General features: G+C 66.3%; 21 protein-coding genes. 7 read left to right on the plus strand and 14 right to left on the minus strand.

The window, feature by feature from the left end; genetic code table 11:
• Positions 1-31: 31 nt before the first annotated feature.
• The 3 genes from DB31_RS24360 to DB31_RS24370 are packed head-to-tail and all read right to left on the minus strand — an operon-like array spanning position 32 to position 1,517.
• Complete coding sequence (locus tag DB31_RS24360) at positions 32-691, minus strand: SRPBCC family protein (protein ID WP_044191779.1); 660 nt, start codon at positions 689-691, stop codon at positions 32-34.
• On the minus strand, positions 688-1,338 hold the full coding sequence (locus tag DB31_RS24365) for a 2OG-Fe(II) oxygenase (protein WP_044191780.1): 651 nt from the start codon (positions 1,336-1,338) through the stop codon (positions 688-690). Before DB31_RS24365 ends, DB31_RS24360 begins: the two co-directional genes overlap by 4 nt.
• 29 nt (positions 1,339-1,367) lie before the next feature.
• Positions 1,368-1,517 (minus strand): hypothetical protein, encoded by a 150-nt coding sequence (locus tag DB31_RS24370; protein ID WP_157232132.1) that lies wholly within the window; start codon positions 1,515-1,517, stop codon positions 1,368-1,370.
• Between the two features lie 243 nt (positions 1,518-1,760).
• On the opposite strand from DB31_RS24370, the gene DB31_RS24375 reads away from it, so the two are divergent.
• A complete protein-coding gene (locus tag DB31_RS24375) occupies positions 1,761-2,675 on the plus strand; it encodes a LysR substrate-binding domain-containing protein (protein ID WP_044191784.1) in 915 nt (304 codons plus the stop codon).
• 28 nt (positions 2,676-2,703) lie between these two features.
• Here DB31_RS24375 and DB31_RS24380 read toward each other — a convergent pair whose 3' ends face one another.
• Positions 2,704-3,798 (minus strand): hypothetical protein, encoded by a 1,095-nt coding sequence (locus tag DB31_RS24380; RefSeq protein ID WP_240486862.1) that lies wholly within the window; start codon positions 3,796-3,798, stop codon positions 2,704-2,706.
• Between the two features lie 88 nt (positions 3,799-3,886).
• Here DB31_RS24380 and DB31_RS24385 point away from each other — a divergent pair, with 88 nt between their 5' ends.
• Together DB31_RS24385 and DB31_RS24390 are read left to right on the plus strand one after the other, a co-directional pair.
• Positions 3,887-4,219 (plus strand): TerB family tellurite resistance protein, encoded by a 333-nt coding sequence (locus DB31_RS24385; protein ID WP_044191786.1) that lies wholly within the window; start codon positions 3,887-3,889, stop codon positions 4,217-4,219.
• Between the two features lie 156 nt (positions 4,220-4,375).
• The gene (locus DB31_RS24390) at positions 4,376-5,401 is read left to right on the plus strand and encodes a zinc-dependent alcohol dehydrogenase (RefSeq protein ID WP_044191788.1); all 1,026 of its coding nucleotides are present in this window, start codon (positions 4,376-4,378) and stop codon (positions 5,399-5,401) included.
• A gap of 123 nt (positions 5,402-5,524) precedes the next feature.
• Here the strand turns inward: DB31_RS24390 and DB31_RS24395 are convergent, their stop codons facing one another.
• From DB31_RS24395 to ypfJ, 4 genes are all read right to left on the minus strand, one after another.
• A complete protein-coding gene (locus DB31_RS24395; RefSeq protein ID WP_044191790.1) occupies positions 5,525-6,274 on the minus strand; it encodes an SMI1/KNR4 family protein in 750 nt (249 codons plus the stop codon).
• Positions 6,275-6,298: 24 nt separating this feature from the next.
• Positions 6,299-7,288 carry a PAAR-like domain-containing protein gene (locus DB31_RS46870; protein ID WP_075306172.1) on the minus strand — a complete coding sequence of 330 codons (990 nt, stop codon included), beginning with the start codon at positions 7,286-7,288 and terminating at the stop codon, positions 6,299-6,301.
• Positions 7,289-7,407: 119 nt separating this feature from the next.
• The gene (locus DB31_RS24400; RefSeq protein WP_044191792.1) at positions 7,408-8,097 is read right to left on the minus strand and encodes an HNH endonuclease; all 690 of its coding nucleotides are present in this window, start codon (positions 8,095-8,097) and stop codon (positions 7,408-7,410) included.
• 75 nt (positions 8,098-8,172) lie between these two features.
• On the minus strand, positions 8,173-9,039 hold the full coding sequence (gene ypfJ, locus DB31_RS24405; protein WP_044191795.1) for a KPN_02809 family neutral zinc metallopeptidase: 867 nt from the start codon (positions 9,037-9,039) through the stop codon (positions 8,173-8,175).
• 126 nt (positions 9,040-9,165) lie between these two features.
• Between ypfJ and DB31_RS24410 the strand changes: the two genes are divergently transcribed.
• The 3 genes from DB31_RS24410 to DB31_RS24420 all read left to right on the plus strand — a co-directional run bounded on the left by DB31_RS24410 (position 9,166) and on the right by DB31_RS24420 (position 12,023).
• Positions 9,166-10,485, plus strand: a complete 1,320-nt coding sequence (locus tag DB31_RS24410; protein WP_044191798.1) for a DUF418 domain-containing protein — start codon at positions 9,166-9,168, stop codon at positions 10,483-10,485.
• A 96-nt stretch (positions 10,486-10,581) separates the two neighbouring features.
• Positions 10,582-11,214, plus strand: a complete 633-nt coding sequence (gene nth, locus DB31_RS24415; RefSeq protein ID WP_044191799.1) for an endonuclease III — start codon at positions 10,582-10,584, stop codon at positions 11,212-11,214.
• A 2-nt stretch (positions 11,215-11,216) separates the two neighbouring features.
• Positions 11,217-12,023 (plus strand): YIP1 family protein, encoded by an 807-nt coding sequence (locus DB31_RS24420; RefSeq protein ID WP_052420199.1) that lies wholly within the window; start codon positions 11,217-11,219, stop codon positions 12,021-12,023.
• 18 nt (positions 12,024-12,041) lie between these two features.
• On the opposite strand, the gene DB31_RS24425 is transcribed toward DB31_RS24420, so the two are convergent.
• From DB31_RS24425 to DB31_RS24435, 3 genes are read right to left on the minus strand one after another with little or no spacing between them, the layout of a single operon-like run.
• Entirely contained in the window at positions 12,042-12,875 is an 834-nt protein-coding gene (locus tag DB31_RS24425; protein ID WP_044191801.1) for an ATP-binding cassette domain-containing protein, read from the minus strand.
• The gene (locus DB31_RS24430; protein WP_044191803.1) at positions 12,872-13,855 is read right to left on the minus strand and encodes an ABC transporter permease; all 984 of its coding nucleotides are present in this window, start codon (positions 13,853-13,855) and stop codon (positions 12,872-12,874) included. The genes DB31_RS24425 and DB31_RS24430 overlap by 4 nt, the downstream gene beginning before the upstream one ends.
• A 6-nt stretch (positions 13,856-13,861) precedes the next feature.
• Entirely contained in the window at positions 13,862-14,866 is a 1,005-nt protein-coding gene (locus DB31_RS24435) for a sugar ABC transporter substrate-binding protein (protein WP_044191804.1), read from the minus strand.
• 170 nt (positions 14,867-15,036) lie between these two features.
• Between DB31_RS24435 and DB31_RS24440 the strand changes: the two genes are divergently transcribed.
• Positions 15,037-15,885, plus strand: a complete 849-nt coding sequence (locus DB31_RS24440; protein ID WP_044191806.1) for a PfkB family carbohydrate kinase — start codon at positions 15,037-15,039, stop codon at positions 15,883-15,885.
• A gap of 9 nt (positions 15,886-15,894) precedes the next feature.
• Here DB31_RS24440 and DB31_RS24445 read toward each other — a convergent pair whose 3' ends face one another.
• The 3 genes from DB31_RS24445 to DB31_RS24455 form a co-directional block, all read right to left on the minus strand.
• Positions 15,895-16,782, minus strand: coding sequence for an NAD(P)-dependent oxidoreductase (locus DB31_RS24445; protein ID WP_044191807.1), 888 nt, complete (start codon positions 16,780-16,782; stop codon positions 15,895-15,897).
• A gap of 42 nt (positions 16,783-16,824) precedes the next feature.
• Entirely contained in the window at positions 16,825-17,877 is a 1,053-nt protein-coding gene (locus DB31_RS24450) for a prephenate dehydrogenase/arogenate dehydrogenase family protein (RefSeq protein ID WP_044191809.1), read from the minus strand.
• A gap of 168 nt (positions 17,878-18,045) precedes the next feature.
• Positions 18,046-19,671: a serine/threonine protein kinase gene (locus DB31_RS24455; RefSeq protein WP_240486863.1), complete on the minus strand. Its 1,626-nt coding sequence runs from the start codon at positions 19,669-19,671 to the stop codon at positions 18,046-18,048.
• Positions 19,672-19,888: the final 217 nt, after the last annotated feature.

Consider the following 19,888-nt stretch of genomic DNA (forward strand, 5'->3'; position numbering starts at 1 on the left):
GCGCGGAGCTTCCCCGCCGGCGCATTTCTTTTTACGAGGCCGGTTCCTTCAACCGGAAGCGGAGCAACGCCGCCAGGACGCCTGCGGTCTCGTCACTCAGCCGAGGCAGGTGGGCATAGAGGGCCTCCTCCACCTGGGAGATCACCTCGGCGGGCGCGCCGGCCTCTCGCATCCCGACAAGTACGGTGTACGCCGCGAAGCCGAGGGGCTCGTCGAAGCCCTGGGACTCCTCACAGAACTCCTCGAAGCAGGGCACGGCCTCGCCGGAGGCAATGCGCGCCAGCCGGGCGAAACAGTGCTCCCAATAAGCCCGGTGCGTCTCCAGCGCCTCGAGGCGCGAGAACGGCCCCTGACGGAGGTGGAGCTGCGTGCCGCCCTCGTAGGCCTTGAAGGTGATGGCGGCGTGGGTCGCATCGCCATCCAGGCCACCTCCCTCCCAGGACATCTCCAGCTCGAGGCCTTGAAGGGAGAGCGGAGAGAGAATGCGGATCGTCTGGAAGAAAGGCGTCCCCTGCGCATCGACCAGGGAGATCCGGGACGGCTCTCCCAGCTCCTTGGATGACTCCCCTCCCGTGCGGTAGCACCCGGGCGGAGCGTCGACCCAGCGCCGCAAGCGGAACGGGTCCTCGAACGCCGCAAGGATTGTGTCCAGCGGGTGCTCCATCCGGACCTCCAGCATCAGCTCGCTCATGCGCTCGCCCCCGCTCGGGATTGCTGAGCCATGAAGGGCATCCTCGCCAGCTGCGCCGGCCTCACCCGGTACTGCTCGAGGACGAGGCTGATGCGCGCCGAGGAGAGCACGGGGGCTCCGGCCGCCACGGGGGCGACTTCATGGACCAGGTCGCCTCGGAACGTCACCAGGGTGCGCGGCCGAGGAGACACCGCCGCCACCTCCTTGCCTCGGTGGAAGAGCCGCAGCTGCCCTCCCGACAGATCCTCCGGCACCTGGACGTAGAGCACGCTCACGGCGGTGGGGCAGCTGTAACTGGAGCCGTAGACACCCAGGCTCTGATCGAGGTGAGCGTTCACCCCACGCCCGTTCTGAATCAGGAGCGGGTTGAGCAGGAACGCATTGCAGTCCGGCAGGAGCACGGCCTCGAAGTACGGCACGAAGGCTGGGAAGCGGGCCGTCACCTGGGAGAGCGCCTCGCGCTGGAAGATGAACGAGAAGCCATAGGTGCCGGAGAACGCGTCGTTCAGGGTGGTGTCGCCCATCAGCGGCGAGCCGAGGATCGCTGCCCGGATGGCCTCGACCGTCTCCACGGGCAAGGCTTCGGGCTTGCGGTGCACGAACGTCTGGAGACGGAAGGCCCCGCTCCAGGGAGGATGGAATGGCATGAGGAGGACTCTATCCCGCTGCGGGCCTGCTACGGCTCAGGTGCCTGCACGTCCTGGCCGGAGGCGCACTCCTCCTTCACGTCCGCCTCGGTCTTGTACTTCCCGCCCGTGTAGTACCAGTTGGTCTGCTCGGAGCCGTCACCGTTGTGGGTGCGGCAGCCTGCGAGGACGCCCGTCATGTCGCACCGGGCATCCTCCTGGTAGGAGCCTCCGCCATGTCCGTACATTGATCCTTGGCGGGGCGCAGATCACACCGTGCATCTCGAGAGGGCAGCGAGTCCACCAGACCGCAGCTGGAGAGCAGGGAGCCGAGAGCGGCCAGAAAGGACAGCTTCAGGGGATTGGAGCGCATGCCCCCATTTTTCTAGGAGTGAAAACGGGCGCAAGATTCCGGCTGGAGGCAGACTTGATAGCCTGAGGCGATGAGCTTCTCCCCTCACCCGTTCACCCTCCGGCAGCTTCAGTACGTCGTGGCCGTGGCGGATGCGCTGAGCTTTCGCAAGGCCGCGGAGCAGTGCCACGTGTCCCAGCCCTCGTTGAGCGCGCAGCTGGCCCAGCTCGAAGAGATCCTCGGGGTCCCCCTGTTCGAGCGGGATCGCCGCCGCGTGCTACTCACCGCCGCGGGCAAGGAACTCGTGGAGCGGGCAAGGCGGCTGCTGGTCGAGGCCGATGAGTTCGTCGAGGCGGCCCGCCGGGCGGGAGATCCCCTGAGCGGCACGCTGCGGCTGGGCGTCATCCCCACGATCTCGCCCTATCTACTGCCCGTGGTGGCACCCGCGTTGCGCAAGGCCTACCCCCGGCTGAGCGTGCTCTGGCGCGAGGACAAGACCGAGGTCCTGGTGCGCGATCTGGCGCGAGGCAGCCTGGATGCCGCGATCGTCGCCCTGGTGGATGAGCTGGGTGACGTGGAGTCCTCGGTGATCGCGGATGATCCCTTCATGCTGGTGACGCCGAAGGATCATCCGCTCGGGGCCAAGAAGAGCGAGGCCTCGCCCGCGGAGCTGCGAGGCCAGGATGTGTTGCTGCTGGACGAGGGCCACTGCTTCCGCACCCAGGCGCTGGCGCTGTGCGCCAAGGCACGTGCGCACGAGCTCGAGTTCCGTGCGACGAGCCTGCCCACGCTCGCGCAGATGATCGCCGCGGGCGCGGGTGTCACCTTGCTGCCTCGGCTCGCTGTCTCCACCGAGGTGAACCGGAGTCAGCTCAAGGTGCGGGCCTTCTCCGATCCAGCGCTCAAGCGCACCATCGCCGTCATCTGGCGAAAGCGCTCGCCGCTCGCCACCGCGCTCCAGCAGGTCGCGGCAACGGTGAGGGACTCCTACCCCAAGGCCGCCTGATCCGGGCGCCCGAACCGAGCCCGGGTGCTCACTTCGGCCAGAGGGTCACGGCCCGGGCCGTCTCGGAACTCCAGACGAGCTTGCGCCCCTTATACATCCGAGGGTGCGCGCCCGAGTCCGCGAGCGTGATCAGCAGATAGGGCCCGCGCGTCCGCAGGCTCATCATGTCATTGGGCCGGTACGGGTACGAGGGGAGCGCATTCACCTTCTCTGGCTCCAACTGCCGGATGAGGCCGGTGGCCAGCACGTCGCTGCCAAAGGGCGTGCCCCAGACAGCGAGCCGGTGGACGCCGCTCTTGAACTCGAACCACTGGCCCTCGGGCTGCTCGGGAGAGAGTTCGTAGAGTGGATCAAGCACCACGTCGTCCTCGATCTCGTGCGCCTCGAAGCGCGGATCGAGTGCGCGGATGGATCGCTCCCCCAGCTCCTTGCGGTGCTCCAGGGCCGCAGTGCCCAGCCCATCGGACGAGGACTTCGATTCCATCCGGAGCCACCGGCCACCGAGGAACGCAAAGGCGTGGGCCGTCATTGATGCCGCCGGTCGCTTTCCTCCGATGGTGGACTGGCGCCCTGCCCCATCGAGCTCCACAGCCCTTGGGCGCTGCTGCTCGATGACGGGGCCGCTCTCCAGCGAGAGCCCGAGCATCCGGCCTCCCTGATCGAACCCGTACTCGATGAGCTCACCCTCGGAAGGCAGCGGGAGTTCCTCGACCGCGCCCGTGGTGAGGTCCACAAGGAACAGCCGATCCCGGAACTTGTTGGAGGGGAACGGCTCGGGGAAGGTGGGGCGGCCGAAGATGGGCATGCTGACAGCGCCCCGCCAGAACCGGACCAGGCCCTTCTTTCCATCGCGGCTGAGCGCGGTGCTTCCGCCCTGACACCCAGCGTCCAGGCGCGCGAGCACCCGGCGCTTCGCCGACAGGGGATCCAGCCGAACCCACTCGCACTGCTCTCCCACGGGCTCGAGCAGGGAGACAGTCGCCTCGGTCGTGGGGAAGTCGGGCGTGGCAGGCGCGGCCGGTTCGGTGCGGGCAGGGCCAGCATCCTCAGGGCCCGCCGCGAGGCCTGAGGTCAAAGGCACGAACAGGAACGCGGCAAGCAGGGCGGAGCGGAGGATCTTCACGGTGCCTCCATTGTTCCACACACGGGCCGGGAGTGGACGAACACGGAAAGACGGGCCACTCTGAAGGCTCGGAGGCTGTACCCGCAAAATGACGGATTCCCCCGGTCTAGAGAGCCGCTTCTACATCGAGGTGCTCAAGCTGCTGCTCCAGGTCATCACCAGTGATGACCAGATCGCTCCCGAGGAGCTCACGCACTTCTCGACCGTGGCTCGCCGGTGGAATGTGCCTGCCTCCGAGGCAGACGTCCTCATGGAGCGCCTGAAGCAGGGCCAGCCGCTGCCAGCCCCCGACATGGGCCTGCTGCGCTCCCGTCCTCAGGACGTCATGGAGGCCGCACGCACGCTGGTGGGGGTTGATCAGCGCATCGACGCCGAGGAACTCAACATGCTCGTGCAGATTCGAGAGCTGCTGGGCATCTGAGGGCTGCAGCTTCTGCGGAGGACACCGCCCTCCTCTCCCCCGCGCGCAAATCCTGCGGGACCGAGGACGTGGGCGCTCTCTGTGTCCGGAGGCCTCTCGCGCTGGCGTGAAGCTTGCTGAACCGGACCCTTGAACCGAACCCAAGGGGGTCCCTCCATGCAGCGCACCATGCAGGCCGCAGTCGTCCGGAGCTTTGACAAGCCTCTGTCCATCGAGGAGGTGCCAGTGCCCACGCCGGGGCCGGGCCAGGTGCTCGTCAAGGTGGTCGCGAGCGGCGTCTGTCACACGGACCTGCATGCGGCGCAGGGCGACTGGCCGGTCAAGCCAGTGCTGCCCTTCATCCCAGGCCACGAGGGAGCCGGCTACGTCGCGGCGCTGGGGACGGGCGTCACCTCGCTCAAGGAGGGCGATCGGGTGGGCGTACCCTGGCTGCACAGTGCGTGCGGCGCGTGCGAGCACTGCATCAGCGGCTGGGAGACGCTCTGCGGTGCGCAGAAGAACACGGGCTACTCGGTCAACGGGGGCTTCGCGGAGTACGTGCTCGCGCAGGCCTCGCACGTGGGGCGCATCCCCGCGTTCGTGAACTTCGCGGATGCCGCGCCGATCCTCTGCGCGGGTGTCACCACCTACAAGGGACTCAAGGAGACGGAGGTCCGTCCCGGGCAGTGGGTGGTCATCTCCGGCATCGGCGGGCTCGGGCACATGGCGGTGCAGTACGCCAAGGCCATGGGCATGCGCGTGGCGGCGGTGGACATCGGCGAGGACAAGCTGGACCTGGCGCGCTCGCTCGGGGCGGAGATCGCGCTCGACGCACGGATGGATCCGGCCAAGGAGCTGCAGCGGCTCATCGGCGGAGCACATGGCGTGCTGGTGACGGCGGCGTCCAATGAGGCTTTCCGGCAGTCGATCGGGATGCTCCGGCCGCGCGGCACGTGCGCGCTGGTGGGCTTGCCTCCGGGAGACTTCGCCACGCCGATCTTCGAGGTCGTCCTCAAGCGCATCACGATCCGCGGCTCCATCGTCGGCACGCGCATGGACCTCCAGGAGGCACTGGAGCTGGCAGCGATCGGCCGGGTGCACTCGTCTATCGAGCGACAGCCGCTCACGGCCATCAACGACGTGTTCGACCGCATGCGCCAGGGCACGCTCCACGGCCGCGTCGTGCTTGGGATCGGAGACTGAAATCTCCCTTGTCGGTGTTTCGATTCCGCTCCTGGGCACATAGACCCGTAAAGAAGAGCTAGCGAGAGCACCTTGCTCCGCACTGGCGCGATCCTTCGAACTCGTATGAGCGCTCTTACGGAACTACACAGGGTTCAGGTGAAGATTGTCGATCAAGATTTCCGACAGTTTCAGGAGTTCAGTACGGTTATGTGCGAGAACATGTATCAGAGGAGTTTGCCCAGGAGTCTCCGACATGACCACCGTGGCATCTCCGCGCTCGTAACAACCCGTCGTGCTGGACGACTGCGGATGGAGAACGAAACGGAGCCTCGTCAGAACTTGGGTCATTCGCTCTCGGAAGTCGGACGACCACTTGAGGCAATCAAGCATTCGATCATTCGAGAACTGGTCGAGGTAGAACTGGTAATAGGCCCTGATGAAGACGAGTTCATACAAGGATGCCGCCTGCCAGATCTGCTGACGGATGGCTTCTGCGAAGTCTTTTTCGTCTTCGACCGAGGGGAAGCTGACAACGGGCGAATCTCCTTGGGTTCCAAGGTCCAAGTAATACACATCATAGGGGTCCGCTTGATTGATGCCGATACGGAAGTAACGCTCAGGGGACCTCGGGATGTTCTTTCTTGAGAAGAACTTGCGGGCTGCCTGGGCACTGAAGTCAGCATGCTCGAACAGCACGAGTTCACCCATGCTGCGCCCCATAAGGTGCAGGAACTCGCGGTAACTTGGGGGCAGCTCCCTACCCGCGAGCGACCGAAGCTCTTCGAGTTCGGTGGGGGCCAGTCCCTGTATCTCTTGAGGAAACGAAGGGCGGTATTGAGCAATGGCTGACACCACTTGGTGCATCCTGCTTTTCTGGGCGTTCGTTTGCATGGAAATACTCAGAGGGCCGAGAAACTATTTGGACGAGCGGATGACAAGGGTGAAAGGTTCATCGGGGTGCTCGGGTGGCTTGGGGCAAAGCAGTGCAGGGAGTATCTGCTTGCATGTCGAACAGGATTCGTAGTGGCGACCGTCTTTACGCCCCTCGCTGTTGGTAGGTCCTACCCAGAACTCCGTCAGTGATTTGATAGTATAGCCGCGCTGGATCGCCTCTGATATCAGTTTCTGCGCTGCGCAGTTTCCCGGTTCGTTACCCTTGAAGTTGGGGGCTTTCTTGACGATGAGCCTTCTTCCTCCCACGGTTCTCCATTGCATGGGAGACGGAGGACTTGGTCTAACCGGGAACTCTTTCGGAGGCATGCCGCCGGAGTGCATCTGAAAATAGGCATCTTGAGCACCTCCAGGTGGATGACAGCGCAACACACCAGCCATGTAGCCCTTTGGCTCGCCATCGATCATTTTGGGGAGAGAACGTTTGTAGAGTTCCTGGGCGCGTGACTCGCTGAGATCATCCGATTTTAACTCGTGAAGCTTTCCACAGATTGGACACTTCTCATCTGCCCCGTAGGTGAGATTCTCGCTTGGCATCCCAATGGCGGCGTTGCCAAGGACAGGGTTACCGCCTGTGTTGCCCGAGTTGCCGTTGTGGATACAAACATCCAGAAAGCGGACTACCCCCTTACCCTCGATTTTGACGTCGATGCTGGAACTGGCCCAAGTGACCGTCCCCTTGATTTTGGAGGAGATGAGTCCGCCACCGGCCGTGCCCCCCTCGTTGCCTGAACTGGTGCTCAGCTTGGAGGAACTGAGGGCCACTGGGTTGCCATCTATATGAACTGACTGCGTGCCTTGCGCCAGGTTCGAGTCCTGCGCGACGTTGACGTAGGGCACCGGCAAGGGCCCGCCCGGTGAGGGGGTCTTGCACACGTCTGGAGCGGGACAGGTCTGCGTCCGCCCATCGCCCTCGTGCAGCACTGAGCGGCCATTGATGTAGACCTTGGTCATTTATCTCCCCCGTGCAGCACTGGATGACCGCCTGAACTGCCCGACGATTTCAGCGCCCGGCAAGCAGGTCAACTGGCCAAGCTGGCTCTTACATAGGGTAGAACAAAGCGCTCCTCGGTCTATCGGTTCTCTAGGCGCGAGACCTTTGCGTGGAGACGGACGAGCCGCTGCTCGCGGTCCTTGGCGAGGTGCAGTGAGCGGTGACAGTTCGGACAGAGCGCAACGGAGTTCTCGGCCGTGTCAGCGCCACCCTCCGCGAGCGTCTTGACGTGATGGACTTCGAGGAAGGGGGCGCCGTCCTTGTCCTCGAACGGTGCGGGGTGGTCGCAGAGCTCGCACTTGCCACCTGCCTCTTCGAGGACGTATGCGCGAACAAGAGGGTCGCGCTTGAAGACCTTGGAGGTCACCGATGTCGACTCGGGTGTCTCCCGACCTTTGGGTTTCTCCAGGGGACCGAGTGCCTTCGCCAGCTTGGTACTCTTGTCGAGTTCCACAGGGTCCGACGTCGGGCTGAGCGGAATCAGCCCCTCCGCCGCACGCAGCACCGCAGGGACCAGCGCTGCTGGATAATTGGGATAGGGCACGTATCCCTTGAGCCACGGAAGATGACGCTCTTGCAGCACTGCCGAGATGTTGCCGAACCTCATCTCAACCGCGCCCTTCGTGCGGTTCTGGAGGGCGGTAGCGAGCAGGCTGCGAATGAAGTCCGCCTTCACGAACGGCTCGTCGCGCTCGTGCATGCGGTACATTTCGAAGTATGCGGCGACGGTTGCGTCAATCTCCGCCGGGGTCCAGTCGTTGCGGGCCATTGCCCGAAACTCTATGCCAACGCGCTCCCCTCAAAACATGGTCGCCGTCTTGGACAGAGGATACGAGGCACGAAGTCAGCGCCGCCGCCCCTGTGACTCCGCGCTGAAGGTGTCGCACGCTTCGAGTGTGCCCTGCTCCAGCCCCCGGCGGAACCAGTAGACGCGCTGTTCGGAGGAGCCGTGCGTGAAAGACTCGGGGACCACGCGGCCCTGCGCCTGCCGCTGCAGCGTGTCGTCACCGATGGCCGACGCCGCCGCCAGCCCCTCCTCCACGTCGCCCTGCTCCAGGATGTTCCGCTGGCGCTGCGCATGGTGCGCCCAGATGCCGGCGAAGCAGTCCGCCTGAAGTTCCTGCAGCACGGACAGAGCGTTGGAGTCCGCCCCCCGCATGCGGCCGCGCATCGAGTGCACGCGCTCGGAGATGCCGAGCAGGTTCTGCACGTGGTGGCCCACCTCGTGCGCCACCACGTACGCTTCCGCGAAGTCACCCGGCGCGCCGAAGCGGCGATCCAGCTCGTTGAAGAAGCTCAGGTCCAGGTACACGCGCTGGTCCATCGGGCAGTAGAACGGCCCCATCGCGCTCTCGCCCATGCCGCAGCCCGACTCCACCGCGTCCGAGAAAATGACCAGGCGCGGGTTCGTATACTGCACGCCCTGAGCCTCCAGCAGCGCCGGCCACGTATCTTCCGTGTCCGCGAGGATGACGGAGACGAAGTCCTTGAGCTGCTCCTGCGCCGGGTCCACCGGCCGCCCCGAGCCCCCCACGCCGTCCCCACCCGAGGGACTCGTTGTGTCGATACTGGAAGGATCTCCTCCCAACAGCATCACCAACAGGGCCACCACGATGCCTGCGGCCCCACCTCCCACCGCCAGGGGGCGGCCCACGCCCATGCCCCGGCGATCCTCGACGTTCGTGCTACGGCGTCCCCCCTGCCAGTTCATCTCGCCCCTCCCGAGCCCGCTGCTCGCCCCAAGGTATGCAGTCAGGGGTCAGCCTTCGAGGGAAGCCAAGCTCGTGCGCTGGGAATACAAGCAAGCAGGCCAGGGTTCGGCCGTTCTTCTAGATACATGAGCTCCTCTCATTCCACTGTGGCCGCGCCTCTCGCAGAAGCCCGTCCCGTCGATGACACCGAGCGGCTGATCCTCCTCGACGCACTGCGTGGGTTCGCGCTGTGTGGCGTCTTCGTCTCCAACACCTATATGTGGTTCAGCGGACGGTTCCTGCTGACCCGTGCCCAGATCGAGTCCTTCCTGGCTCAGGCCTCGCTCGCGGATTTGGTGACCACCCGGGGAACGGCGTTCCTGGTGTTCGGGAAGTTCATCACCCTCTTCTCCTTCCTTTTCGGCCTCGGCTTCGCCGTGCAGATGGGACGCGCCGAGCAGCGGGGCGGCTCGATCGTTCCGCTCTACGCCCGCCGAGTGGGAGTGCTGGTGCTCATCGGCCTGGCACACGGGTGGCTGCTCTGGTTCGGCGACATCCTCTCCACCTATGCAGTGCTGGGCTTCACGCTGCTGCTGTTCCGGAAGCGCTCGGACAAGACCCTGCTCATCTGGTCCGCGGTGCTGATCTTCCTCGTGCCGCTCCTCATCGAGAATCTCCCTCGGCTGAAGGAGATCTTCGGCTCAACGGCGGACGCGGAGGCCGCTGCCAAGGTGATGCGGGAGCAGCGAGAGGCGGTCAAAGCTCAAGTCCTGGTGGGCTTCCAGAGCAACAGCTACTTCGATCTCGTACGAGCCAACGCCCTCTTCTACAAGGGCTTCCTCCAGGGCGTGTTCATGACGATGCCCTCCATCCTCGGGCGGTTCCTGCTGGGGCTGGTCGCGGGCCGCCATCGGATCTTCCACGAGCCCTCGAAACACCTGCCGCTGCTGCGCAAGGTGCTCATCTGGGGACTCATCACGGGCATCATCGGCAATGGCTCCAGCACCGTGATGTCGATCCTCTTCGCCCAGAAGATCCTGAACCCGGACACCCTCCCGTGGCTCCCCTTCGTGATGTGGCCCGTCCGCCAAATCGGCGAACTGGGGCTCGCCGCGTTCTACGTGACGGGCATCACCCTGCTCTTCCAGCGCGCCACCTGGCAGCGTGTGCTCTCGGTGCTCGCGCCGGTGGGCCGCATGGCCCTGTCGAACTACCTGTCGCAGACCGTGCTCAGCCTCTTCATCTGGTACGGGATCGGGCTGGGGCTCACCACCACGCTCGGGCCCAAGGTGACCGTGGTCCTGCCCCTGGGCATCTTCGCAATCCAGGTCATCCTGAGCCACCTGTGGTTGGCGCGCTTCCGCTTCGGCCCCGCTGAGTGGGTGTGGCGCTCGCTCACCTACGGCAAGGCACAGCCCCTTCGGCGCGCTCCCACTCCGGAGCCCAGCGCAGCAACCGCCGTGTAAGCAGGCACGGGTTCCTGGGGCACGGCGGGCGGCGCGAGGAGGGGCGATCCCCGATCGATTCCTCCTCCTCGTTGGTCTAGCCTGAGGACAGGACCCATGCCTTCCGCACAGATCGTCCCCACCCTCCTCGCTCGCCTGCGCCAGGCGCATCCGGACGCGCGCTACGAGCTCAACTGGTCCACGCCCTTCGAGTTGCTCGTGGCCACCATCCTCGCCGCGCAGTGCACGGACGAGCGCGTCAACCGCGTCACGGCCACCCTCTTCCAGAAGTACTCGGGCCCCCAGGCCTTCGCCGAGGCCAACACCCCCGAGCTCGAGGAGGACCTGAGGCCCACGGGCTTCTACAAGCAGAAAGCCAAGTCGGTTCAGAACATGAGCCGCGAGCTGCTGGCGAAGTTCGGCGGCGAGGTGCCTCGCACCATCGAGGGGCTCGTGACGCTGCCCGGCGTGGCCCGGAAGACGGCCAACGTGGTGCTCAACACCGCCTTCAACCTGCCCTCCGGCATCATCGTGGACACCCACGTGGCGCGCGTCAGCCAGCGACTGGGGCTCACGAAGAAAGAGAAGCCCGAGGACATCGAGCAGGACTTGATGAAGCTCGTCCCCCAGGATCAGTGGACGTTCTTCGGGCCCGCCACCGTGCTCCACGGGCGCTACACCTGCACAGCCCGCAAGCCGAAGTGCGAGGAGTGCCCCTTCAACGATCTCTGCCCGAAGATCGGAGTCTAGGCATGTCCGAGTGGGCCGGACCGAGCGTACCCGCCTGCGCGCTCCACCCGGATCGCACGGCCGTGGCTCCCTGCAGCCGCTGCGGCACCTTCTCGTGCGAGGAGTGCCTCCAACAGACGCCCGTGGGGCAGGCCCCCCTCTGCGCAGCCTGCATGGAGCGCCTGTCCATCAGCCAGCTCCCGTGGGATCACCGCGAGGATCTGGGCTGGGCGCGGGCCTGGTTCAAGTCCTTGGGGGCCGTCCTCCTGCGCCCGGGCGTGACGTTCGCCACCGCGAAGCCAGAGGGAGACTTGGGAGGCTCGCTGCTGTTCGCATTCCTGGCGTGGCTCACCGCGCTCGTGCCCACCTTCGTGGTGTTCGCCCTCGCCGGAGCCCTGATCCCGTCCCTCATCGGGGACACGGGAACCAAGCCGGAGATCCGAGCCATCCTCCTGAGCTCGTTTGGCGTCGCGATCCTGATCGTGCTCCTGCTCGCCCTCTTCGGCACGTTCTTCACCTTCATCGGTGCCGCCATCGAGCATGTGACACTGCTGTTGCTCGGAAAGCCTCGGGGGTTCGAGACCACGCTGCGTGCGGCCTCCCTCTCCCTGGCGCCCTTCGTGCTCGGGCTCATCCCAATCTGCGGCATGTACGTCGCCCCGATCTGGGCCATCATCGCGAAGGTCTTCGCCTTCATGGGCCTGCACCGCACGAGCGCAGGGATTGCCGTGGTGGGCGCGCTCGCGGTCCCAGCGTTCTTCCTCCTGATCGGCTGCGCGCTCTCTGGGGTCGCCTGGGTCGTCGCGATGACGGCCGGAGCCACCCAGTAGCCCGCCGCGCCTCCCGGCCTACTCCCGGGACGCCACCCGCCGAGGATCTTCGCGCACCAGCTCGCCCAGCTCGTGGGTGAGCTCCTCCAGCTCGCGCCCGCCCGCCATCCGTTGAATGAGCTCCTCGCGGGTGATCTGGTCCTTGGAGAAGGTTCCCTGGCTGCGGCCGCGGTTGAGGATCGTGAAGCGATCGCCAATGAGCCACGCGTGGTGCGGGTTGTGGGTGACGAGGATCACCCCGCAGCCCCGCGCCCGGGCCTGGGCGATGTAGCGCAGCACGATGCCCGCCTGCTTCACCCCGAGCGCCGAGGTCGGCTCGTCGAGGATGAGCACCTTGGCGCCGAAGTACACGGCGCGCGCGATGGCGATGGACTGGCGCTCGCCGCCGGAGAGCGTGCCCACGGGCTCCGAGCTGTCGCGCACGTGGATGCCCATCTTCTCCAGCTCGGCCCGCACCACGGCATCCGCCGCGCCGAGATCAAAGCGCCGGAAGGGCCAGATGCCCTTCACGGGCTCGGCGCCCATGAAGAAGTTCCGCGCGATGGAGAGCATGGGGACCATCGCCAGATCCTGGTAGACGGTCGCGATGCCCTTCTCCCGGGCGTCACGCGGGGAGCGCAGGCGCACCGGCTTGCCCTCGATGAACATCTGCCCGCGCTCGGGCAGGTGGACTCCGGAGAGGGTCTTGATGAGCGTGGACTTGCCGGCCCCGTTGTCGCCGAGCACGCACATGACTTCGCCTGCGCGCACGTTCATGGACACGTCCTCGAGCGCCGACACCTTGCCGAAGGTCCGAGCCAGGTTCACCACCTCGAGCAGAGGGGGCTGAACTTCCGTCACGGGCTCGCTCATCGACGGGCCTCCACCATCCGGCCGCGGACGTAGGTGTTCACGAGCACGGCGGTGATCAACATCGCCCCGAGGAAGACCTTGTACCAGTCCGAGTCCACCCCCGCGAACACGATGCCCTGCTGCACCATGCCGAACAGGAGCGCTCCGAACGCGGCGCCCACCACCGAGCCATGCCCGCCGGTGAGCAGCGTCCCCCCAAGAACGGCGGCCAGGATGGCCTCCAGCTCCTTGCCCGTGCCGCGCAGCACGTCCGAGCCGGTGAACTTCACGGCCTGGAACGTGGCGATCAGGCAGGCGCAGAACGAGGTCGTCATGAACAGCGCAATCTTCACCTTGGGCACGGGGACGCCCAGGTTCCGGGCAGCGTCCGGGGCCCCACCCGCGCCGAAGATCCAGTTGCCGGAGCGCGTGCGCAGCAGCACCCAGCTCGCCAGCACGGTGATGGCCACCCACCAGAGGATGGAGACGGAGAAGCCTCCGATGCGGCTGGCGAAGAGGGTCTGGGCCGAGCCGTAGTGCAGCGCCTCGTGCAGCCCACCGACCTGGGTGCGGCCGGTCACGAGGCGGGTCATTCCAATGGTGCTCCCGCTCAGGATGAACAGCGAGCCGAGCGTGACGATGAACGAGGGCAGCTTCGTGCGGACGACCACCAGCCCGTTGGCGAAGCCCACCCCGAGCGACAGCACCAGGGCCACGGCGATGGCGGCCCAGATGGACCAGCCCAGCCGCTCGCACAGCAGGGAGATGGTCATCCCGCTGGCGGCGATCATGGAACCGACGGAGAGATCGAACTCTCCGGCGATCATCAACAGCGAGACAGCGGCGGCCAGGATCCCCAGCTCCGAGGCAATCTCGAGATACGTCGCGGAGCCGGCCTGGGACAGAAAGCCGGACCCGCCCGCATAGAGGGCGAAGAAGGCCCAGACGGCCACGACGCCACAGGCAGCGCCAAGCTCGGGGCGATTGAGGATTCTGCGCATGTACTCCTACCGGATGCCTTGCTTGCTGAGCTCGATGACGCGAGCCGCGTTCTCCTTCGTCACGAAGCCCGGGCCCGTCGGGAGGATGCCACCGGCGGGCAGCACCCCATACTGCTTGTACTGGGCCAGGACCACGATCGGCAGGTAGCCCTGCAGGTACTGCTGCTGGTCGATGGCGAACTCCAGCTCGCCGTCCCGGATGCCCGCGAGCACGTCCGGCGTCAAGTCGAACGTGCCCAGCTTCACCTTGCCCACGTTGCCGCCCTGCTTGAGCGCCGCGAGCGCCGCCTTGGAGCCCAGGGGGCCGAGCGTCATGATGCCGTCCACGCCCTGGCCCAGCGCGGCGGTGACCTTGGACTGGGAGTCCGTGGGGTCCGCCGCGTTCACCGCGAGCACCTTGCCCGTGCCGCCCGCCTTGGTGATGGCGTCCAGGAAGCCCTTGCAGCGCAGGTCCAGCGAGGCATTGCCCACCTCATGGTTGACGCAGAGCGCGTTCTTCACGCCCGCGGCGGCCATCTTCTCGCCACCGCCGAAGCCGGCGTCGTACTCGGTCTGGCCTACGTGGAGCAGCACGCCGAGCGACTTGTACACGTCACTACCGGAGTTGATGGAGATGACGGGGATGCCCGCGGCCACGGCGGCCTTGATGGAGTTGGAGAGCGCGTTGGCGTCGGGGATGGAGACCACCAGGCCGTCCGGCTTCTTGGCGACCTCGGCGTCGATCAGGCGGCTCATGGCCACCATGTCGAAGGTCTGCGGCGAGTTGTAGGTGACGGTGGCGCCGGTGTCCTTGGCGGCGTTCTCCACGCCGTTCTTCACCACGGACCAGAAGGTGTCGGACGCCTGGCCGTGGGTGACGACGGCGATCTTGATGTCCTTCTTCGGGGCGCTCGGGGCCTGGGCAGTGCCCTCCTGGCCGGCGGGCTTGGCGGCCTCGGGCTTGGTACAGGCCGAGGCCAGGACGATGGCCAGACATCCGATCAGTGTCCGCACACTCTGGTAACCGCGCATAGGGGTCCCCTCTCAGGTAAACGGGGCGGCAATCTATCCTCTCCTCACCCTCCCAAGGGAACCCCCCAGGTCATCTTTCCCGACACGGTCCACTCCGGGTGCTGGCTGCCTGCCGTGCGAACACACTGCCGCTCGACGCGGACGGGGGACTTCGCATACCTATGAGGGTGATGACTCCCCTGCCCGAGCTCCTCGTCGTCGGCCATGTCACCCGAGACTTCATCCGAGGCGAGACCCGCCTGGGTGGAGCCGCCTCCTTCTCCGCCCGAGTCGCGGCGACGCTGGGCATCGAGACAGCGCTCGTGACGGCGGCGCCCCTGGACTTCGACTTGATGGCGCCGCTGCGGTCGCTGCCGCGGCTGTCGATCCACGTGGTGCCGAGCCCGGCAGTGACGACCTTCGAGCTGGACTACAGCGGGCCTCGGCGCCGCGTCATCCTGCGCGCGGTGGCCCGGACCATCCGCGCCGAGGACATTCCCGAGGCGTGGCGGGATATCCCCGTGGCGTACGTGGCGCCGGTGGCGGGCGAGTGCGACCGGGCGCTCGTGGAGGGACTGCGCTCGAAGCAGATCTGCGCGGGGCTTCAGGGGTGGCTGCGGCGGCCGGGAGCGGATGGGACGGTAGAGCCGACCATCGCCGGTGAGGCCTCCAGCCCCCCCAGGGGATTGGGTGCGGCCGTGTTCTCCGAAGAGGACCACCCGGAGGCGGGGTTCATCGCCGAGCAGCTGACCCGTCAGGGCCTCACGCTGGCGCTGACACGGGGCCGGAGAGGGTCCACGGTGCTGCAGGGCACGAAGCGCTGGGAGATTCCGGCGGCTCCTGCCACCGAAGTGGACCCCACGGGTGCGGGGGACGTGTTCGGGATCGCCTTCACGCTGGCGCTGGCGCGAGGGGCCACGGCTCCCGAGGCGGCCACGGCGGCGGCAGCCATCGCGGCCCGGGTGGTCGAGGGCCCCGAGCTGGGCAACCTCTCGGCGGCGGATACGCGGCACCTGCCTCCGCCGCTCCAGGGGCGCTGACTCAACGCGTCAGGGCTTGCCCAAGCCAGCCTTCTCCGCCGCAAGCGTTCCGAGCGCGGACCAGTCCTGCTCGCCCATGCCTCGGGCGACGGCCTCCACGTATTGGTCGCGGACGACGCTGGCGATGGGCATGGGCACATGGGCGCTGCCCGCAGCCTGGAGGACCAGCCCCACGTCCTTGAGCCCCAGCCGGAGGGCGAAGCCCGCGGGCTCGTACTGGCCGGAAGCGACCAGGGAGGCGTAGCGACCGAAGATGGGCGAGTTGGCGAAGACGGACTGGTAGAGCTCCAGGAACGTCTTGGCCTCGATGCCGTGCTTGCGAGTGAGGGCGAACACCTCCGCGCAGGCCTCGATCATGGTGGCGATGAGGAAGTTGCCGGACAGCTTCGCCACGTTTGAAGCGGAGGGCTTCTCTCCGAGCACGGTGAGCCCCCGGCCGATGGCCTCCAGGAGCGGCCGGACGCGCTCCACGTCCGCCTTGGCGCCCGCGGCCAGGACCCAGAGCTGCTTGGCCTCGGCGGCATCAGGCCTGCCGAAGACGGGCGAGGACACGTACCCCTGCCCTGCCTGGGCGTGGGCCTGGGTGAGCCGCTCGGAGAGCGCGACGGAGATGGTGCTCGAGGAGATGTGGATGGCGCCCTTGTCGAGCCCGGCGAGGATGCCGTCGTCTCCCCAGCTCACCTCCTCCAGAGCGTGATCGTCCGCGAGCATGGTGAAGACTGCCTGGGCGCCTTGAGCCGCCTCGCGGGGCGTCTTGGCGACGCGCGCTCCTTGCGAACGCAGCGCCTCCGCCTTGGACTGCGAGCGGTTGTAGACCGTGAGCTCGTGTCCAGCCTTGATGAGGTTGCGGGCCATGGCCTGGCCCATGTTTCCGAGTCCGACGAAGCCAATCTTCATGAGGTCCCTCCCGTTGAGTTGAGAGCCCCCATGTAACCTGAGCTAGCCGCTTGTGCCGTCAGAACGGTGGGGCAGGCGCAGAAGGTTGCGAAAGAAAACCTCTGTCTCCTCCGGGTCCAAACCCAGCTCGGCGGCCCAGGCGCGGCGCTGAGCGAGAAGCGCCTCTTCTCGGGCCGCCTCTTCGCCCTGCCCTTCCAGAGGGCCGCTACGGTCGGCGCGTCGAGCGAGCTGGATGCGCCGGGCCAAGAGCGACATCAGCTCGCGGTCCAATTGCTCGAGGTGGGTCCGGTACTCCGTCTGCTCGGGAGGGCGGACCTCTGAGGTGGGAATCGCCATGCGCCCCGTGTCGGGAGCGGCAGCCTCGAGAGGAAGGCGCTCGAGGTCCTCGTGGACGGCCTGGAGCGCCGTGAGCAGCTCCCGGCGGGCCTCCGAGGAGAACGGGTTCTCGCGCTGGATGGCGGCAAAGAGGTGGCCAGCGTCCGAACGGACCGTCTCAATGGTGCGAGCCAGGGCCTTGAAGCTGGCGGGAGCAAACGGGACATCGAGCCCGATACCCGCGTCGATCATCCCTTTGGCCACGAAGAACGTCAGGGCGTGGGTATGGGCCATCACGCGGTCATGGTTCTCGGCGGTCTGCTCGACGATCTCGCACCCGAGCCGCTCATAGAAAGCGCGAGCCCGCGCGGCAGCGCTGGGGTGCTGCGGGTTGGGACAGATGACGACGCGCAGAGGCCGCTCAGCCATGGCGAGGCTGAGAGGGCCGAAGAGCGGATGGGTGCCCACCCAAGGGATCTCCGAACCCAGCACCTCGGCGAGCGCCTCCACAGGCTTCACCTTCACACTGCCCACATCCAGCACGAGCTGCGAGGGCGTCAGGTGCGGGCGCAGATCCCGAAGCACGGAGCGCATCCGAGAAACAGGGACAGCTACGACAACGAGTTCTGCTCCGGAGACCAACGCAGGCAGCGAAGAGACGCGGTGCGATTCGGGAATCTCGGCAAAGGGGTCGAAGGCCCGGTAGTCCACGCCGGACTCCACCAGGAGCGATCCGAGCGCCCGGCCAAACCGCCCAAAGCCCACGAGAGCAACCTGCATCACGCGGACCTTAGTACAACCCTCACCCCTGATCTCGGCGGAGCGAGGCCCGTGTCTTCCCTGAACCAGGGCACTTGGGCACCTGTTCGGAAAGGTCGGGACTTTTCAGCCCTCAAAACCCCCGACCTTTCCGAACAGGTGCCTTCGGAGCGGGTCAGTTCGTCGGCCTCATTGTCCCGAACCGTCTGGCTTGACCGGATCAGAGGTGGGCTCGCGCTCGGTTGGGAAGATGGGCGCGTAGCAGGCTTGCTTAAACACAACTCCACTCTTCACGACCCTGCAATTCTCCAGGTCTCCGACTTCGACCTTCAGCCAGCACCCGCCATTGAGCGCCACCAGCCCTTTGCGGCAGTTGCCATTCCCATCCGGCTTCAACTGACCCTGCAACGGCTTGGGCGGAGCCTCCAACGCAATCCCCCTCCCTGAAGGGGCCTGCACCGTGGATTGAGAGGAGGTCGTTGCCGTGTCCCCCACATAAGTGACTCCCCCATCCTGACTCTCGGCAGCAGACCGCTCCACCATCCGGGGCTCGTCATCAGTGATCACCGGCTGCCTGTCCCGTGACCACAACAACACGCCCCCGGTCACGAGGGCTGCCAACCCGAGAAGCCCTGACACCACCCGTCTTTGCAGCTCACTGCGCGGCACTCTCCAAGTGGGCGCCTTCGGCTGCTGACGACATTGATTCTCCCTCCGAGCAGCGTCCGCCTCGAGTGCCTCGCGGACTGTGTCCCGGTTCCTCCGCCGTAAGCTGCGGCCTGATTTCTCGGCGCCGGGCAGCCCCTCACGCGACCACTCCGCGCGCGGCAGCGTTTCCCACTCGAAGAGGTTCTCGTGCGCTGTGGCGCGGGTCTGCTCGGCGCCCTGCTCCAGTTGCTCGGCCAGCTCCTTCGCCGTACCACGCGCCTCCGGCTTCAACGACAGCATCCGCCGAATGACGGCATCCAGTTCGGGCCCCACCTGAGGGTTCATCTCCTGCGGCGGCCGAGGCCCACTGCTCCCAGGCCGCCAGCACTTGCCTTCTTCCATGCTCGCATCCGTGAACGGCGGGTACTCGTCCGTCACCAACCGATAGGCCATCACACCCAAAGCGAACACATCGTCCGCTGGCCCCGCAACATATCGCTCGTGCAAGTACCTTCCCAAGAGCCGGCCCTGTGCCCACGCCTCGGGACTGCGGTAAGCCGGAGTCCCCGGAGGTAGCACCGAGGACGTCAGCCGCTCCGCCCCTTCATAGTCACCCGCTCCGAAGTCCATCAGGAAGAGCCATTCATCCACCCGCCTGACCAAGACGTTGTCGCCCTTGACGTCCCGGTGCACTCCGCCCGCTTCATGGGTGGCCTGCAACGCCCGGGCAGCCTGAGCCAGCAGCCTGAGCACCGTGTGTTGACTCGGATTGCGCCGCGCGGCCCACCTGTACAGCGGCTCGCCTTCGATGCACTCCATCACCACGTATGGGTAGCAGAAGCCGTTCGGGTGCCTCCACACACCGCTGTCCAGCAAGCGCGGCACGCTGGAGTGGCGAGTCCGTCTCAGCAGCTCCGCTTCGCGCTGGAAGCGTGGATCCCTCGGGTGGAGCGCCATCTTGAGCGCCGCCTCCCCTGCGGCCTCGGCCCCCTGCCTCACGGCGCGGTAGACAGCGCCGTACACACCCACTCCTTGGCCCCCCTTCAAGCGCCAGGGCCCCACCTTTGTCCCGTATGGCAGGCTCCTCACATCCACAGCCTGATCGAGACTCGGCGCATCCACGATCCGCTCCTGCGGCCAGTATCTACCGCCGTTCGTCAGGCGCAAGCCTACCTCATGGGTCGTCTGACCGGCATACAACTCGAACCTCCCGAGTGACAGTTCCGCTCACGGGTACCCACTGGGAGGGCGGATCGAAATATGAGCGAGCGGCCAAGACTCACCGGTGAGCCCTGAGAGCCGGAGGTCCCAGGGAAAATCCCAGGTGGCCAAAGCTCACCGGTAAGCCCAGAGGACCGGACACATAGGGAGAGAACCTACAGGC

The organism is Hyalangium minutum, from assembly GCF_000737315.1.
GTDB lineage: Bacteria > Myxococcota > Myxococcia > Myxococcales > Myxococcaceae > Hyalangium > Hyalangium minutum.